Source organism: Bacillus sp. FG16, assembly GCF_057809515.1.
The window spans coordinates 14,422-28,361 of sequence record NZ_JBMDKC010000072.1; the positions used below are offsets into that span (position 1 = coordinate 14,422).

Here is a 13,940-nt window from a genome sequence, read left to right on the forward strand (position 1 = left end):
ATGTAATTCCCTCCATATTCACTTTGACAATTTTATACAGAAGTCATAACATATTTTTATAATAAGTAGATTTTTGATTTTTTTCTATTCATTCCATCATTTTATTACGGAGGGGTTATTCATGTCTGTATTTACACCAGAAGAAATTACGGAACTTGCTGCGAATTCAGGAAGGAAAAAAGCTCATTTATCATTGCTCCCTATGCTAATTCTTGGTTTTTTTGGTGGTGCTTTTATCGCATTAGGGTATTTACTCGATATTCATGTTATTGGGACAATGCCAAAATATTGGGGATCATTTTCTAGTTTTCTAGGCGCTGCTGTATTCCCTATTGGTCTTATTCTCGTTATTCTTGCAGGCGGTGAACTAATAACTGGTAACATGATGACAGTTTCTATGGCCTGGCTCCAAAAGAAAATTACTTTATTTCATTTCATACGAAATTTAGTTATTGTTACATTTAGCAATTTCATAGGAGCTGTATTCGTAGCCTATTTTTTCGGTCATATCGTTGGCTTAACTGAAGGAGCTTTTTTAGCGAAAACTATTTCTATCGCTCAAGCGAAACTACAAGATACACCATTGCAAGCATTTATTTCTGCAATCGGATGTAATTGGCTCGTTTGTTTAGCTGTTTGGCTCAGTATGGGAAGTAAAGAATTTATCGGAAAGATTATCGGTATTTGGTTCCCAGTTATGACTTTTGTTGCGATTGGATTTCAACACGTTGTAGCAAATATGTTTGTCATCCCAGCCGCAATTTTTGCCGGTCATTTCACTTGGGCTGAATATTTTCCAAACTTTATTTTTGTTTTCTTTGGAAATTTAGTAGGAGGTATGTTATTTGTAGCACTACCTTACTTCATATCTTATAATAAGAAACTACCTTCTCATCAAGAGAAGACTGAAATGAAGAACAAATCTCTGTCCGCTTAAATGGAATGTCTATAAAGTGTCCTAAAAAATATTACAAATTTCATTTTTTTTGCGAATATATGTACGTACACTTGTTCTCGAATGTTTTATACGTTATAATAACAACTTAAATAGCATTATTTACATATGAGGTGAAAAACATGAACAAAACAGAATTAATTAAAAACGTAGCACAAAATGCTGAGATTTCTCAAAAAGAAGCTACTGTAGTTGTACAAACTGTAGTAGAATCAATCACTAACACTTTAGCTGCTGGTGAAAAAGTACAACTTATCGGATTCGGTACATTCGAAGTTCGTGAAAGAGCTGCTCGTACAGGCCGTAACCCACAAACTGGTGAAGAAATGCAAATCGCAGCTTCTAAAGTACCTGCTTTCAAAGCTGGTAAAGAACTAAAAGAAGCTGTAAAATAATGAAAAATATCCTTCTCATTTATGAGAAGGATATTTTTTTCATAACATAATTAATAAAAATCTGACCATTATGCTGTTTCTTTTGTTCTTTTATGCAAATAAAACCTTTACTTTCAAAAAAAGGTTTTGCGGTAATGCTCGCCTCTGTATATATCTCCCTATGCCCCAATTTCACTGCTTCTTTTTCTAACTTCTGTAGTATGTATGAAGCGACTCTTTTCCCTTGATAATCTTTATGCGTAAATAAGCGATCCACGTAATGATCATCGTTATAATCTCCAAACCCCACAATCACACCGTTATGATCCGCTACATAACTAATATTCTTTTCTAAAGACTTTAACCAGCTTTCTCTATCTAGTCGATCCGGTGCCCACGCCTGTAGCTGTAACTCATTATAATCTTTTGCATTAACCGTATGAACTGTTTCATAGAACAATTGTAATACTTGATCTAAATTTTCTTTCTGGAATGTTCTAATTATAATATCTTTTAACATATATAAGTCTCCTTACCAAACTACCTCTTTACTTTTCTACTATATACGACTCCATATTTCTTCTTTATTATATCGTTTTAATTTCTATACGAACAAAAAAACAATACTTATTCAAAGTATTGTTTTTTAATTCTATTCAATTACTTAATGTAGCTTTTTAAGCTTTTAATTTAACTCTTTGTAATCGTAATGCATTTAATACAACAGATACAGAACTAAATGCCATCGCTGCTCCAGCAACCCAAGGTGCTAAGAAGCCTAATGCCGCAATTGGAATTCCTAACGCGTTATAAGCTAATGCCCAGAATAAATTTTGTTTAATATTTCTTATCGTCATTTTACTCATAAAGATCGCATCAGCAATACTATTTAAGTCACCGCGGATTAACGTTATATCCGCTGCTTCCATCGCTACATCCGTTCCCGTTCCAATTGCCATACCAATGTTCGCTGTAGCAAGAGCAGGAGCATCATTTATCCCATCTCCAACCATCGCTACTTTCTTACCATTTGCTTGCAATTTTTTCACTTCTTCTGCTTTTCCTTCTGGCAATACTTCTGCAATTACGTGATCAATACCAACTTGCTTTGCAATCGCCTGAGCAGTTTGTGTATTATCTCCTGTAATCATCACAACGTCTAGACCCATTTTTTTCAGTCTTGTGATAGCTGCTTTTGAAGTATCTTTCACAGTATCTGCAACGGCAACTATACCAGCATATTCTTTATCGATTGCAATAAGCATTGCTGTTTTTCCTTCTCGTTCTAGCTCTTCCATTGATTTTGAAACTTCTTCAATATCAATATTGAATTTCTTCATTAATCGACGTGTGCCAATTAATAATTGTTTTCCTTCTACGACTGATTCGATACCGAATCCAGGAATCGCTTCAAACGTTTCTGAACTTGGAATATCAATTTTCTTTTCTTTAATTCCTTCTACAATCGCTTCTGCAAGTGGGTGTTCAGAATTTTTTTCTGCCGCACCTACTAAACGTAGTATTTCTTCTTCATGGAATCCATCTGCTACAATTATATCTGTTAACACAGGCTTTCCGTTTGTCACAGTACCTGTTTTATCTAGAATAACTGTATCTAATCGATGCGTTGCTTCTAAATGCTCTCCGCCTTTAAATAAAATACCATACTCAGCTGATCTTCCTGATCCTGCCATAATAGATGTAGGCGTTGCAAGACCTAATGCACATGGACAAGCGATAACAAGTACTGCTATCATTTTCTCAAGCGCTCCGCCAAAATCACCAGGTGTAACAAATATCATCCATACTGCAAATGTGATAATCGCAATCACAACTACAACCGGTACGAAAATACCTGAAATTTGATCCGCTACCCTTTGAATAGGAGCTTTTGAACCTTGTGCCTCTTCTACTACTTTAATAATTTGAGCTAATGCAGTATCTCTGCCTACTTTAGTTGCTTTCACTTTTAAAAAACCATTTTTATTTATTGTCGAACCTATTACTACATCCCCAATTGACTTATCAACAGGAATACTTTCACCCGTTAACATCGATTCATCAATCGCTGATTTTCCTTCTACAATCTCACCATCTACTGGTATTTTTTCACCAGGCTTTACATAGACGATATCACCAGCTACTACTTCTTCAATCAAAATTTTTATTTCTGTTCCATCTCGCACAACTGTAGCTGTCTTCGCTTGTAAACCCATCAATTTTTTAATCGCTTCTGATGAGCGCCCTTTTGCTTTCGCTTCAAATAATTTACCTAAAATAATTAATGTAATAAGTACCGCACTCGTTTCAAAATATAAATCTGTCATATGTTCCGAAGAACCAATAGATTGAATACTTAAATATACACTATAGAAATACGCGGCCGACGTTCCAAGCGCCACGAGAACATCCATATTAGCACTTTTATTACGTAACGCTTTATAAGCCCCAACATAAAACTGTCCACCAATGATAAATTGAACAGGAGTTGCAAGTGCTAGTTGCACCCAAGGGTTCATTAACATATCTGGTAAATAAATAAACGACGTAAATGCGAAATGACTAACCATTGCCCACAATAATGGGAAAGATAAAATAAACGAAATAATAAACTTCTTCTTTTGTCTTTCAATTTCTTGTAGTCGATGATCAGTTGATGCATCTTGATCATCTAGTTTCACTTCTAATTTATATCCTAGCTTCGTAATCGCGCTCTTCATTTCATTTACATTAACTTCATCAGGATTAAAGTCTACTGTGGCTGATTCTAAAGCAAAATTTACTGTTGCCTTGTTCACACCATCTAACTTATTTAAACGCTTTTCAACTCTATTTGCACATGCTGCACATGTCATTCCTGAAACAGTAAATTCAGCTTTATCACTTACAATTCCATATCCTAATGATTCAACTTTTTCTTTAAATTGTTGCGGATTTGTTTTAGTTGGATCGTACATTATTTTTGTTTTTTCAAGCGCAAAATTTACATTTGCCTCATGAACACCTTCTACTTTTTTTAGACCTTTTTCAATTCTATTTGCACATGCCGCACATGTCATTCCTGATATTTGAAGATTGGCCTCTTTTTTTTCATTCATGTCTCTCACCTCTATATACCCTTATGAGGTATAATTATTAGCAAAATAAATCGTACTTCATTTAAAGTACGATTTATTTCCATATCTAAAAATAATTATTGAACATCGTATCCTTGATCTTCGATTACAGCAACGATATCTTTTAATGTTACAGCAGACGAGTCGATAGTAACTTCAACAGTTCCTTCTGCTAATTGAACCTTCACTTGTTCAACACCGTTTAGCTCTTTCACACTGCTTTCGATAGCATTTACACAGTGTCCACAAGACATACCTTCAACTTGTAATGTTAACTGTTCCATTTAAAATCCTCCTCTTGTTTATTCATTGTTTGTTAATCACAATTACATCTTACCATACCCCCCTAAGGTAATCAATGGTTTTATATCATGATTTTCAATTATTTTCTAAAAGTTTATTTTACACACACTTTTTCACTACAATACACCAAAATCCAATATAAGGGTAAACAAAAAAACAAGCCAGTTAAATACTAGCTTGTTTTTACGCTTTTGAAAAACGTTCAAATACTGTCATTAATTCTTCAATTGCTTCGTCACCATTTCCATTTTTAATAGCTCCTGAAACACAATGACTCGTATGATTTTTGAGAACGCCCATTCCTACTTTTTTCATCGCTGCATTAATCGCTGAAATTTGCACTAAAATATCTACGCAATAACGATCATTTTCAATCATGTTTTGAATACCGCGGACCTGTCCTTCAATTCTCTTTAATCTATTTATAATCTGTTCTTTTTCTTTTTCTGATCTATGTGTTACTGCTTCATGCTCTTTATGATCCATATTATCACCTTCTTAAAGTTTCTCTTCATCCAATAAAACAATTGTTTTTATGAGTATACCAATTATAGCATTAAATATCTACGCATGATACCCCATAAGAGTATATTTACACTTTATGATTATTCTTAACAACTCATTAGCTTCTTAATCTCAATTTTCAGTATACCCTTTCCTTTTTGCCAAAAAAATCATTATATCTCTCATCAAAATTCAATAAAGTGAAACAAGAATAAGCGGGGATTACCCGCCCCCGCTTATTCTTCGTCTATAATGTTTAAATTTTAATTTTCAGATATTTAATCTAAGAATTTTTTCTTTCTATATATAATTATTGCTGATCACATACTTTTGTATCATTCACTACTGAAGTTCCTTCAACGGTTACCGTATGAAAACAGTCATTTACTCGAACTGTCACAACATTATCTTGCCGATCAATGATATGATATTCATTAAAATTTTTATTTAGAGCACTGCGAATTTGTTCTCCTTCATAAATTGGGATGCCATGCGATAGAACCCAAATAAGTCCAGCGATAGCAAGAATAGTTTTCATACGATCTACCTCCTTGGGAATATAGTGAACTTTTAATCCATGCTTTTTCAGCTCTAAGAATCATGATTGGAATAAACCAAGCCTTTTGGAAATAAGTTCATTTCGTCTATTTTATGTTTATGCTAATTGTGACCGATTTGTGACAACTTTTTGTCTCTTTAGACGAAAAGTTGAAACAAAACTTTCAAAAAGAACAATTCTACATATTAAAAAGGTTATGGAATGTTTCATCCATAACCTTTTTAAGCTCAATTCTACAACTCATCCACCGTACTTCATGTGATCTTTGTAGACTTGTTTTATTTTCGTTCAGTGGCATCAAAGCAAAACTTCGAAAATACTTCCCACACAAGTTCATTTCTGCTACTTACCCCAGTCTTTTCAAAAATGGATTTTAAATGATCTTGTACCGTGTATATAGATATACAAAGTTCTTGGGCTAATTCCTTTGTCGACATACCTGTAAGAATTTTACGTATTACTTGCTTCTCACGCATTGTAAAACTATAAGTTTCCATAATAAGTGGAAAAATCTCTTCCGGTCTTGCTCTTTCGAATAGAACAATATAACCATCTTGAAAACTACTTGTATGTTCTAACTTACTAGCCCGAATGATTAAAAAATGGCCATAGGCTAAAGGTAGACAAACTTTTTCTTCTCTATTCATACACCCTACATTATACTCGTTAGCCTTTACTTTCGAACAAACTGCACGTATTGGTCTTGGTATCTCTTTTATATTTAACTGTTCATACTTTCTAAGATTTGAAAGCCACTCGCTGCCATCTTGATTCCAATATAATACATTAAATTCCTCACTTACTATAATCGTGCCTGTGCCTATCACCTTCTCTTCTGAAAAAGGTATAGGAACTGCCTTCTTTAAAGCCTCTCCAGCAATTGGGACTATCGTTGCTAAGTACTTACAATCATCGATATGAAACGCGGGACTTGTACTTCCTCGAAATAAACTAAGATGGCCATAACATTTTCCCTTACTCATACAAACGCCCCTTAATTCATCTCCAAAATTTGCTGGTTTTAAAATATTTCGGTATCTCGAACTTTTCTTTTGTTCACCATTTGTCGCCATACTTAGAGAAGCAACATGAGGGGAGTGTTCTGTTAAACATTTAAATTTATTAAAATCATCTTCTAAAAATTCATTCATAAACAATTGTGGATGAATCTTTTCAACACTCTCATCGGTAAATGCCCCAGTAGATAAAAAAGAAATCGGGTCTATAGTTGTAAAACAAGCGGCGTCAAAATCAATGACTTTACGTATCAAGTGGAGAAATGACTCTTGAAATGACCTTATAGAACTTATATGATTCGCCACCATTGTAATTTCTTTCATTGTTTTTTCATGCATCCTCTTCCCCCCCCCAGATTTACGGGATTGTTCCCCTTCATAATTTCATTTCATAATAAACCTATAAAACACATACTTAGGAGGTTTAAAATGAATTGGAATGATACTACCGTAAATTCATATGAACAAAGAATTCCATGTAAAATCCCAGGCTACTACCACTTATATGAAATGATGAATCATTTCTTGTTTACTACACTCCCTAAAAAGAATATCAATCCCAATTTGCTAGTTATAGGTGCTGGTGGCGGACAAGAAATTCTCTCAATAGGCAAACAAAATAGTAATTTATCTTTTACAGGTGTCGATCCATCTGAAAGCATGCTACAGTTAGCTAAAAAAAGAATTAAAAACGAAGGCATACAAAATCATGTTCATCTTGTACATGGAACTATCCACACATTATTACCAAATCAGTTATTTGACGCTGCCACCTGTATGCTTGTCCTGCACTTCATTCCAACTAATAAGGAGAAAAAAGAACTTATTAATGACATCAGTAGTCGCCTAAAGCCTGGTGCGCCATTCTTTCTCTCTTCAATAAATGGTGTGCCCCATACGAGTATATTTTCTACACAATTACATGCTTGGCGCAACCATATGACGCAAAATCAAATTCCATTAGAAGATTGGGACCGATTTGAAAATTCTTTTGAAACAGAAATATTCCCTATTTCCGAAGCTAATTTATTAACTATCATGAAGGAATGTGGCTTTACTCAAATGACTCGCTTTTTCACTAGTTTTTTAATTGATGGATACGTTGCCTTTAAACAATAAGGAAAAAAGGTAAGCAATTGCTTACCTTTTTTCCTATACGTAACTAATAAACCTCAACCCTTTACTTAAAGACGTCGGCACAACAGATGCATGATTCTCCCCTTCAGCTTCATAAAACTTAAATTTAAGTTTATCGTGGTTTACTTGGAGAAGGCGCTCTGATAATTCATTTGCACCTACAACCATATGCTCTCGTTCTAGTGACCCAACTGTAAGGAACACTCCTGTTTCAAACTTAGCATTGTTTAATTCATGTATAAGGCTCTCTTCTTTTTCAAGAACGGATTTATTATTCCACCATATAGATGGACTACTAATAAAATAATTTTGAAAAGCATTTAAGTTTGTAAATAGTATATGCAAAGCAAATAGTCCACCTAAAGAATGTCCAAATAACGTTTGCTTACTTTTATCAATCTCAAAATTCTTTTCAATTTGTGGTTTCAGTTCTTCTTCAATAAAAGTAAAGAAATTATGTGCTCCTCCTGTTTTAGGCCACGGTTTACCGTCTGGTTTTAAAGGGGCATCTTTTGAAATTACGCTAGGCGTAAAATCATAGCATCTTTCTTCCCCTGAAAATGCGCCTTCAATTGGATACCCCACTCCTACTATAATAGCTGGTGAAACACCGGTTTTTTCCGCTCTTACTGATTGTATTTTAACTGCTTCATGAAATGTTTGAAAAAAGGCATTGCCATCTAATACGTAAATAACAGGATATCCTGAATCCGGTGCTGGTTGCCTCGGCTTTGAAATATGAATTTGATATTCCTTACCTTCTAATTTTGAATACATTTTCCACTGCTCTGTATTAGATGTTATAATCTGCTGTTTTTCAATTGTAGTATTCACCCTATCCCCCCCTTTTAACTTGTTACATATATTTCGATTTTTTCTTCTTGAGATACAACGCTATCATAACCGAAACAAACAGGAGCCCCATTATACGGATCAATCATGACACGCGCATCAATATGAAATACTTCTTTTAACACTTCATTTGTAATGATTTCTTCTGGGCTACCAGTTGTAACAATTTCGCCTTCCTTCATTGCAATAATTTCATTTGAAAACCTTGATGCATGGTTAATATCATGTAATACCATAACAACCGTACAATTATGTTCTTTATTTAACTTCTCCACAATTTGTAATACATCTAATTGATGAGACATATCAAGGTATGTAGTTGGCTCATCTAATAGCAACACTTCTGTCTCTTGTGCTAATGCCATCGCTAGCCATACCTTTTGTCTTTGACCGCCTGATAAATTTGCAATTTGTCTCGTTCGAAATTCAGAAGTTTTCGTTATATCTAATGCCCAATCAATCATTTCTTTATCTTTTGTCGTTAACTTATTTACGTTATTGCGATGTGGATAGCGTCCATAAGAAATTAATTCTTCCACTTTAAGTTCACCTGGTGCAATTGGAGTTTGCGGGAGTAAAGCTAACTGCTTCGCAATTTCTTTCGTTGGAATTGTATGTAAATCTTGCCCTTGCAAATATACTTTTCCGCTTTTTTGTTTTAAAATTCTTCCCATCGTTTTTAACAATGTCGATTTACCGCAACCGTTTGGGCCTATAATTGTCGTTACTTTTCCTTCTTGTATTTCCACATTTAAATCGCGAAACACTGTAAGCTTTTCATAACTTGTTTCTAAATTTTTTGCACTTAAAATACTCACTTTTATTCCTCCTCTTACGCTTTCGCCTTATAAAGTAAATATAAGAAATACGGTACACCGACAATAGAAATAACGATTCCAACTGGTAGCTCTACAGGTGTGAAAACTGTTTTCGCAATAAAGTCTGAAGCAATTACAAGAAACATTCCGATTACGCCGCACGTAGGAATTATATACTTATGTTGAATACCGACAAGCCTTTTCGCTATATGCGGTGCCATTAAGCCAATAAAACCGATACTCCCTGAAACAGCAACACATGCGCTCACAAGCCCGATACTACTTAATAGTAAAATCGATTTCTCTCTCTCTACTGAAACACCTAAACTTGTAATACTCGTTTCTTCCAATTGAAATAAATCTAATAAATAAGCTTTCTTTTGTATAAGCGGAATTAAGATAATAAGCCATGGTAACATAGCCACAATATACTTCCAGTTCGCACTATATATGCTTCCAGACACCCACACTGCAGCCATTTCAAAATCAGTTGACTTCATTTTGAGTGATAAATACATAGAAAAGGCTCCAAATCCTGATCCAATTGCAATCCCTGTTAATAAAAGTCGCTGCGAATCTAATTTACCGTTTTTCCAAGAAAACAGATAAATGATGATAGCTGCACCTAATCCGCCTACTAAACCAAACATTGGCATCATCATAATAGAAACCCAGTCTGTGCTTTTTAATTGTCCTTGAAAGAAAAACATAAAAATGACGATCGCTGTTCCTGCTCCGGCATTTACGCCTAAAATACCTGGGTCCGCCAACCCATTTCTCGTAATCCCTTGAATAACGGCACCCGCAACACCAAGGCCTAATCCTACTAATCCAGCAATTATGATGCGCGGAAGGCGAAACTCAAAAATAACTAAATCATGTTCTGGTACTGGATCAATTCTAAACAGTGTTTTAAATACATCTGTAATCGTAATGTCGAACGTACCATTTGTTAAACTAATATAAATAGCACATAGTATTAAAAATATAATAATCCCCATCGTCATTCCGAAACGTTGACTTGAACTTTTAAGCATGTCTCTCTCCTCCTCTAGTACGGATTAAATAAAGGAAGAAAGGAATTCCAATTAAAGAGGTAACGACTCCAATAGGTGTTTCAAATGGATAGTTTACAAATCTACTTAAAACGTCACATAACGCTAAGAAAACGCCACCAATAACTCCTGCACATGGCAAAATCCACTTATAATCTACCCCAATTATAAAGCGGGTAATGTGCGGAATAATTAAACCTACAAAACCAACTTTCCCCACTAAAGCAACTGCTGTTCCTGTTAAAAAGATAACTGATAAAATTGCCATCGCTTTAACTAGTTTTGTACGTTGCCCTAAATTAATAGAAACCTCTTCGCCTAATGAAAGAATGGTAATAGATTTTGATATTAACAGTGCTAAAATTATTCCAATTATCCCAAACGGTATCGTGATTTTAATGATATTAGGATCTACTTGATCTAACTTTGCATTAAACCAAAAACTAACATTTTGAGAAATTTGGAAATACGAAGCCATTGCAGCCGATACACTACTTAAAAATGTTCCAATAACTGTTCCTATAATCGCTAACCTAACTGGTGATAAGCCATTTTGAAGGAGCGAACCAAAACCAAACACGATACCGGCTCCTAGTGCAGAACCAATCATTGAACATAAAACCATACCAATTGATGACATTCCCGGAAGAAAAATCATGCTAAGTGTAATAACAAAGGCAGCACCATCCGTCACACCCATAATAGAAGGGGATGCAAGATAGTTTCTTGTCATCCCCTGCATAAGTGCTCCTGATATGGCTAGAAATGCTCCGACTAAAAGAGCTGCAACTACCCTTGGTAAACGTGAAGTAATAATAATATTATGATTTACATCGCTTGAATCAAAATGAAATAATGCGTTCCACACTGTTTCAGCGTCAATACTTTTTGCACCATACAAAATCGAAAGTATAACTGTAAATAAGATGAGTATGGGTGCTATACATAATATAGTTACTGGTACTGCATTTGTTTTCTGCATATCATTCAACGCACCTTACTTATTGTATTATTTAGATAAATTTTTCACTGCTTCTTTTAAGAATGCTGTTTTACTCCAAGCTGTACCACCTTGTGCCATTGGGTCTACAACATTTACAAATACTTTCTTTTCTTTCGCAGCGTTCATACTTTGCCAAATTGGATTATTTTCAATGTCTTCTAGCACTTTCGGTTTATTATTTTCACTTGCCTCGTATTGTAAGAAGATATAATCAGGATTAACTTCAGCTAATTTTTCTAAAGAAATTTTTTCTTGTGCTTTTACCGTTTTAAGTTGTTCTGGAGCAGTTAGTCCAAGATCTTTATAAATTACGGGGTTAAAGTATACTCCTTCTGGGTATAGGAATAAGTCATTTGCTCTTAGTCTAATGACAAGTACTTTTTTATCTTTTAACTTATCTCCTAGTTTTGCTTTTGCTTTTTCAGCGTCCGAATTGTAGTCTTTAATAATTTTTTCTGCTTTATCTTTTTTACCAGTTAATTCTCCCATTAACTTTAAGTTATCTTCCCAATTTGTTGAAACGTGTGATACCGGGAATGTAGGAGCTACTTTCGTAAACTTTTCAGCTGTTTCTGCTGGGAATTTCGTACTTGATGTAATAACGTCTGGTTTTAATTGAAGTAATGTTTCGAAATTTGGTTCCATTTTCTCACCAACAGATTTCGCACCTTCTAAATCTTTCTCAAGATACTTCGGTAATTTACCACCCACAGTAATGGCACCAACTGGTTTAATTCCAAGTACTGCCGCATCTTCCATTGACTCTAAACTAGCTGTCGCAATTTTATCTACTTTTGCTGGCACTGTATATTCTTTACCTAAATATGTAATTTTTCGCTTTTCATCTTTTTTCGTTTCCGTAGCTTTCGTCTGTTGTTTTTGCTCGCCTGAAGTTTTATCCGTACTATTACATGCCGCTAAACCTACACTTAAAACTGTAACCATCCCTAAAGTAAATAATTTCTTGTTCATCTTTATATGTCTCCTCTCGAATTTTCAAACTATATTCTCAATAAAATTTAACTATATGAATCTTGTCCCATATATATATTTCATTAGATTAATAATTTTATCCAGAACTCATTCTCGTTCACTTCCCCTAGACTATAATTCTTTTACACCTTCATCATTTGATAATCATTTTCACTGATAATGATTATCGTTACTAAGTATATATTTAATATAGAATTATTTCAAGAATGATTTGAAAAATTTTAACAAACTGAATAAAAAAAGAAGTATCCACCTAATATTAGGGAGATACTTCTTTTTTAGAAATTTATATGTAATTCAACTGGACAATGGTCTGACCCCATTACTTCACTATTAATTTTCGCTTCTGTTATTTGGTCTTTCATTCTTTCCGAAACACAAAAATAATCTAAACGCCATCCAATATTTTTTGCTCTCGCTCCCATCCGATACGACCACCACGAATATGCACCTTCTTGATTAGGATAAAGATAACGATACGTATCAACAAACCCTTCTTCTAAAATACATGTAAATTTCTCTCGTTCCTCATCAGAGAATCCAGGGTTTTTACGATTACTTTTTGGATTTTTTAAATCGATTTCTTTATGAGCAACATTTAAGTCTCCACAAAAAATAACTGGTTTTTTCTCATCTAATCGTTTGATATAGGACCTGAAATCATCTTCCCATTTCATTCTGTAATCTAATCTTTCTAATCCACGTTTTGAATTTGGTGTATACAACGTTATCATGTAAAAATCTTCGAATTCTAAAGTAATAAGTCGCCCTTCTTGGTCATGCTCTTCAATGCCTAAACCATATGTAACTGAAAGCGGTTCTTTTTTCGAAAAAATAGCTGTTCCTGAATATCCTTTTTTCACAGCATAATTCCAGTATGTATAATATCCCTCTAGATTTAAATCAATTTGCCCTTCTTGTAATTTAATCTCTTGTAGACAAAATATATCAGCACTTGATTTCTCAAGATATTCCAAAAATCCACCTTTTGCGATAACTGCTCGCAAACCATTTACATTCCATGAAATTAACTTCACTTTTAGCCCTCCTCTTGATGTTTATTTCCAAATTTCATGCTATCACAAAATAGAAAAACAATCATATTTCCACCTTTGTAATCTTGCTCTTACATTTATGAATACATACATACGCACTTTATTCAGGTTATACTAACTTCAGAGGTGATGTTCTTTGCACAATGTGTAAATGTCAAGATGATCATGTACATTTTCACTTGTTTAAGCATGTACAAATT

The 13,940-nt window shown here is 34.2% G+C and carries 15 protein-coding genes; 3 read left to right on the forward strand and 12 right to left on the reverse strand.

Features of this window, described 5'->3' with window-relative positions:
- Window positions 1-121: 121 nt before the first annotated feature.
- Entirely contained in the window at window positions 122-937 is an 816-nt protein-coding gene (locus tag ACODS7_RS22385) for a formate/nitrite transporter family protein (RefSeq protein WP_016080591.1), read from the forward strand.
- Window positions 938-1,077: 140 nt separating this feature from the next.
- Window positions 1,078-1,350, forward strand: coding sequence for an HU family DNA-binding protein (locus ACODS7_RS22390; RefSeq protein WP_001043904.1), 273 nt, complete (start codon window positions 1,078-1,080; stop codon window positions 1,348-1,350).
- A 19-nt stretch (window positions 1,351-1,369) separates the two neighbouring features.
- On the opposite strand, the gene ACODS7_RS22395 is transcribed toward ACODS7_RS22390, so the two are convergent.
- The 6 genes from ACODS7_RS22395 to ACODS7_RS22420 all read right to left on the reverse strand — a co-directional run bounded on the left by ACODS7_RS22395 (window position 1,370) and on the right by ACODS7_RS22420 (window position 7,166).
- The gene (locus tag ACODS7_RS22395; protein ID WP_016080590.1) at window positions 1,370-1,849 is read right to left on the reverse strand and encodes a GNAT family N-acetyltransferase; all 480 of its coding nucleotides are present in this window, start codon (window positions 1,847-1,849) and stop codon (window positions 1,370-1,372) included.
- Window positions 1,850-2,006: 157 nt separating this feature from the next.
- Window positions 2,007-4,427, reverse strand: a complete 2,421-nt coding sequence (locus ACODS7_RS22400) for a heavy metal translocating P-type ATPase (RefSeq protein WP_098629923.1) — start codon at window positions 4,425-4,427, stop codon at window positions 2,007-2,009.
- Between the two features lie 95 nt (window positions 4,428-4,522).
- Entirely contained in the window at window positions 4,523-4,729 is a 207-nt protein-coding gene (gene copZ / locus ACODS7_RS22405) for a copper chaperone CopZ (RefSeq protein WP_000436973.1), read from the reverse strand.
- 202 nt (window positions 4,730-4,931) lie between these two features.
- Window positions 4,932-5,234, reverse strand: coding sequence for a metal-sensing transcriptional repressor (locus ACODS7_RS22410; protein ID WP_000349637.1), 303 nt, complete (start codon window positions 5,232-5,234; stop codon window positions 4,932-4,934).
- 328 nt (window positions 5,235-5,562) lie between these two features.
- Window positions 5,563-5,790 (reverse strand): hypothetical protein, encoded by a 228-nt coding sequence (locus ACODS7_RS22415; RefSeq protein ID WP_000849103.1) that lies wholly within the window; start codon window positions 5,788-5,790, stop codon window positions 5,563-5,565.
- Window positions 5,791-6,089: 299 nt separating this feature from the next.
- Window positions 6,090-7,166 (reverse strand): helix-turn-helix transcriptional regulator, encoded by a 1,077-nt coding sequence (locus ACODS7_RS22420; RefSeq protein ID WP_016080588.1) that lies wholly within the window; start codon window positions 7,164-7,166, stop codon window positions 6,090-6,092.
- Window positions 7,167-7,256: 90 nt separating this feature from the next.
- Here ACODS7_RS22420 and ACODS7_RS22425 point away from each other — a divergent pair, with 90 nt between their 5' ends.
- Window positions 7,257-7,946, forward strand: a complete 690-nt coding sequence (locus ACODS7_RS22425; protein WP_029443080.1) for a class I SAM-dependent methyltransferase — start codon at window positions 7,257-7,259, stop codon at window positions 7,944-7,946.
- Window positions 7,947-7,979: 33 nt separating this feature from the next.
- Here ACODS7_RS22425 and ACODS7_RS22430 read toward each other — a convergent pair whose 3' ends face one another.
- From ACODS7_RS22430 to ACODS7_RS22455, 6 genes are all read right to left on the reverse strand, one after another.
- The gene (locus ACODS7_RS22430; protein ID WP_016080586.1) at window positions 7,980-8,798 is read right to left on the reverse strand and encodes an alpha/beta hydrolase; all 819 of its coding nucleotides are present in this window, start codon (window positions 8,796-8,798) and stop codon (window positions 7,980-7,982) included.
- A 14-nt stretch (window positions 8,799-8,812) separates the two neighbouring features.
- Window positions 8,813-9,634 carry an ABC transporter ATP-binding protein gene (locus ACODS7_RS22435; protein ID WP_029443081.1) on the reverse strand — a complete coding sequence of 274 codons (822 nt, stop codon included), beginning with the start codon at window positions 9,632-9,634 and terminating at the stop codon, window positions 8,813-8,815.
- A 14-nt stretch (window positions 9,635-9,648) separates the two neighbouring features.
- Window positions 9,649-10,671 carry a FecCD family ABC transporter permease gene (locus ACODS7_RS22440; RefSeq protein ID WP_016080584.1) on the reverse strand — a complete coding sequence of 341 codons (1,023 nt, stop codon included), beginning with the start codon at window positions 10,669-10,671 and terminating at the stop codon, window positions 9,649-9,651.
- A complete protein-coding gene (locus ACODS7_RS22445) occupies window positions 10,664-11,671 on the reverse strand; it encodes a FecCD family ABC transporter permease (RefSeq protein ID WP_001173064.1) in 1,008 nt (335 codons plus the stop codon). The genes ACODS7_RS22440 and ACODS7_RS22445 overlap by 8 nt, the downstream gene beginning before the upstream one ends.
- Before the next feature lie 27 nt (window positions 11,672-11,698).
- Window positions 11,699-12,664, reverse strand: a complete 966-nt coding sequence (locus ACODS7_RS22450; protein WP_016080583.1) for an iron-hydroxamate ABC transporter substrate-binding protein — start codon at window positions 12,662-12,664, stop codon at window positions 11,699-11,701.
- Window positions 12,665-12,963: 299 nt separating this feature from the next.
- Window positions 12,964-13,722: an exodeoxyribonuclease III gene (locus ACODS7_RS22455; RefSeq protein ID WP_029443082.1), complete on the reverse strand. Its 759-nt coding sequence runs from the start codon at window positions 13,720-13,722 to the stop codon at window positions 12,964-12,966.
- Between the last annotated feature and the right edge of the window lie 218 nt (window positions 13,723-13,940).

Excerpts from the sequence above, each read along its gene's own strand:
- ACODS7_RS22385 (WP_016080591.1), top strand. The coding sequence starts at position 122 with ATGTCTGTATTTACACCAGAAGAAATTACGGAACTTGCTGCGAATTCA.
- ACODS7_RS22440 (WP_016080584.1), bottom strand. The coding sequence starts at position 10,671 with ATGCTTAAAAGTTCAAGTCAACGTTTCGGAATGACGATGGGGATTATT.
- ACODS7_RS22395 (WP_016080590.1), bottom strand. The coding sequence starts at position 1,849 with ATGTTAAAAGATATTATAATTAGAACATTCCAGAAAGAAAATTTAGAT.
- ACODS7_RS22410 (WP_000349637.1), bottom strand. The coding sequence starts at position 5,234 with ATGGATCATAAAGAGCATGAAGCAGTAACACATAGATCAGAAAAAGAA.
- ACODS7_RS22425 (WP_029443080.1), top strand. The coding sequence starts at position 7,257 with ATGAATTGGAATGATACTACCGTAAATTCATATGAACAAAGAATTCCA.
- ACODS7_RS22445 (WP_001173064.1), bottom strand. The coding sequence starts at position 11,671 with ATGCAGAAAACAAATGCAGTACCAGTAACTATATTATGTATAGCACCC.
- ACODS7_RS22420 (WP_016080588.1), bottom strand. The coding sequence starts at position 7,166 with ATGCATGAAAAAACAATGAAAGAAATTACAATGGTGGCGAATCATATA.
- ACODS7_RS22390 (WP_001043904.1), top strand. The coding sequence starts at position 1,078 with ATGAACAAAACAGAATTAATTAAAAACGTAGCACAAAATGCTGAGATT.
- copZ (WP_000436973.1), bottom strand. The coding sequence starts at position 4,729 with ATGGAACAGTTAACATTACAAGTTGAAGGTATGTCTTGTGGACACTGT.
- ACODS7_RS22400 (WP_098629923.1), bottom strand. The coding sequence starts at position 4,427 with ATGAATGAAAAAAAAGAGGCCAATCTTCAAATATCAGGAATGACATGT.
- ACODS7_RS22415 (WP_000849103.1), bottom strand. The coding sequence starts at position 5,790 with ATGAAAACTATTCTTGCTATCGCTGGACTTATTTGGGTTCTATCGCAT.
- ACODS7_RS22450 (WP_016080583.1), bottom strand. The coding sequence starts at position 12,664 with ATGAACAAGAAATTATTTACTTTAGGGATGGTTACAGTTTTAAGTGTA.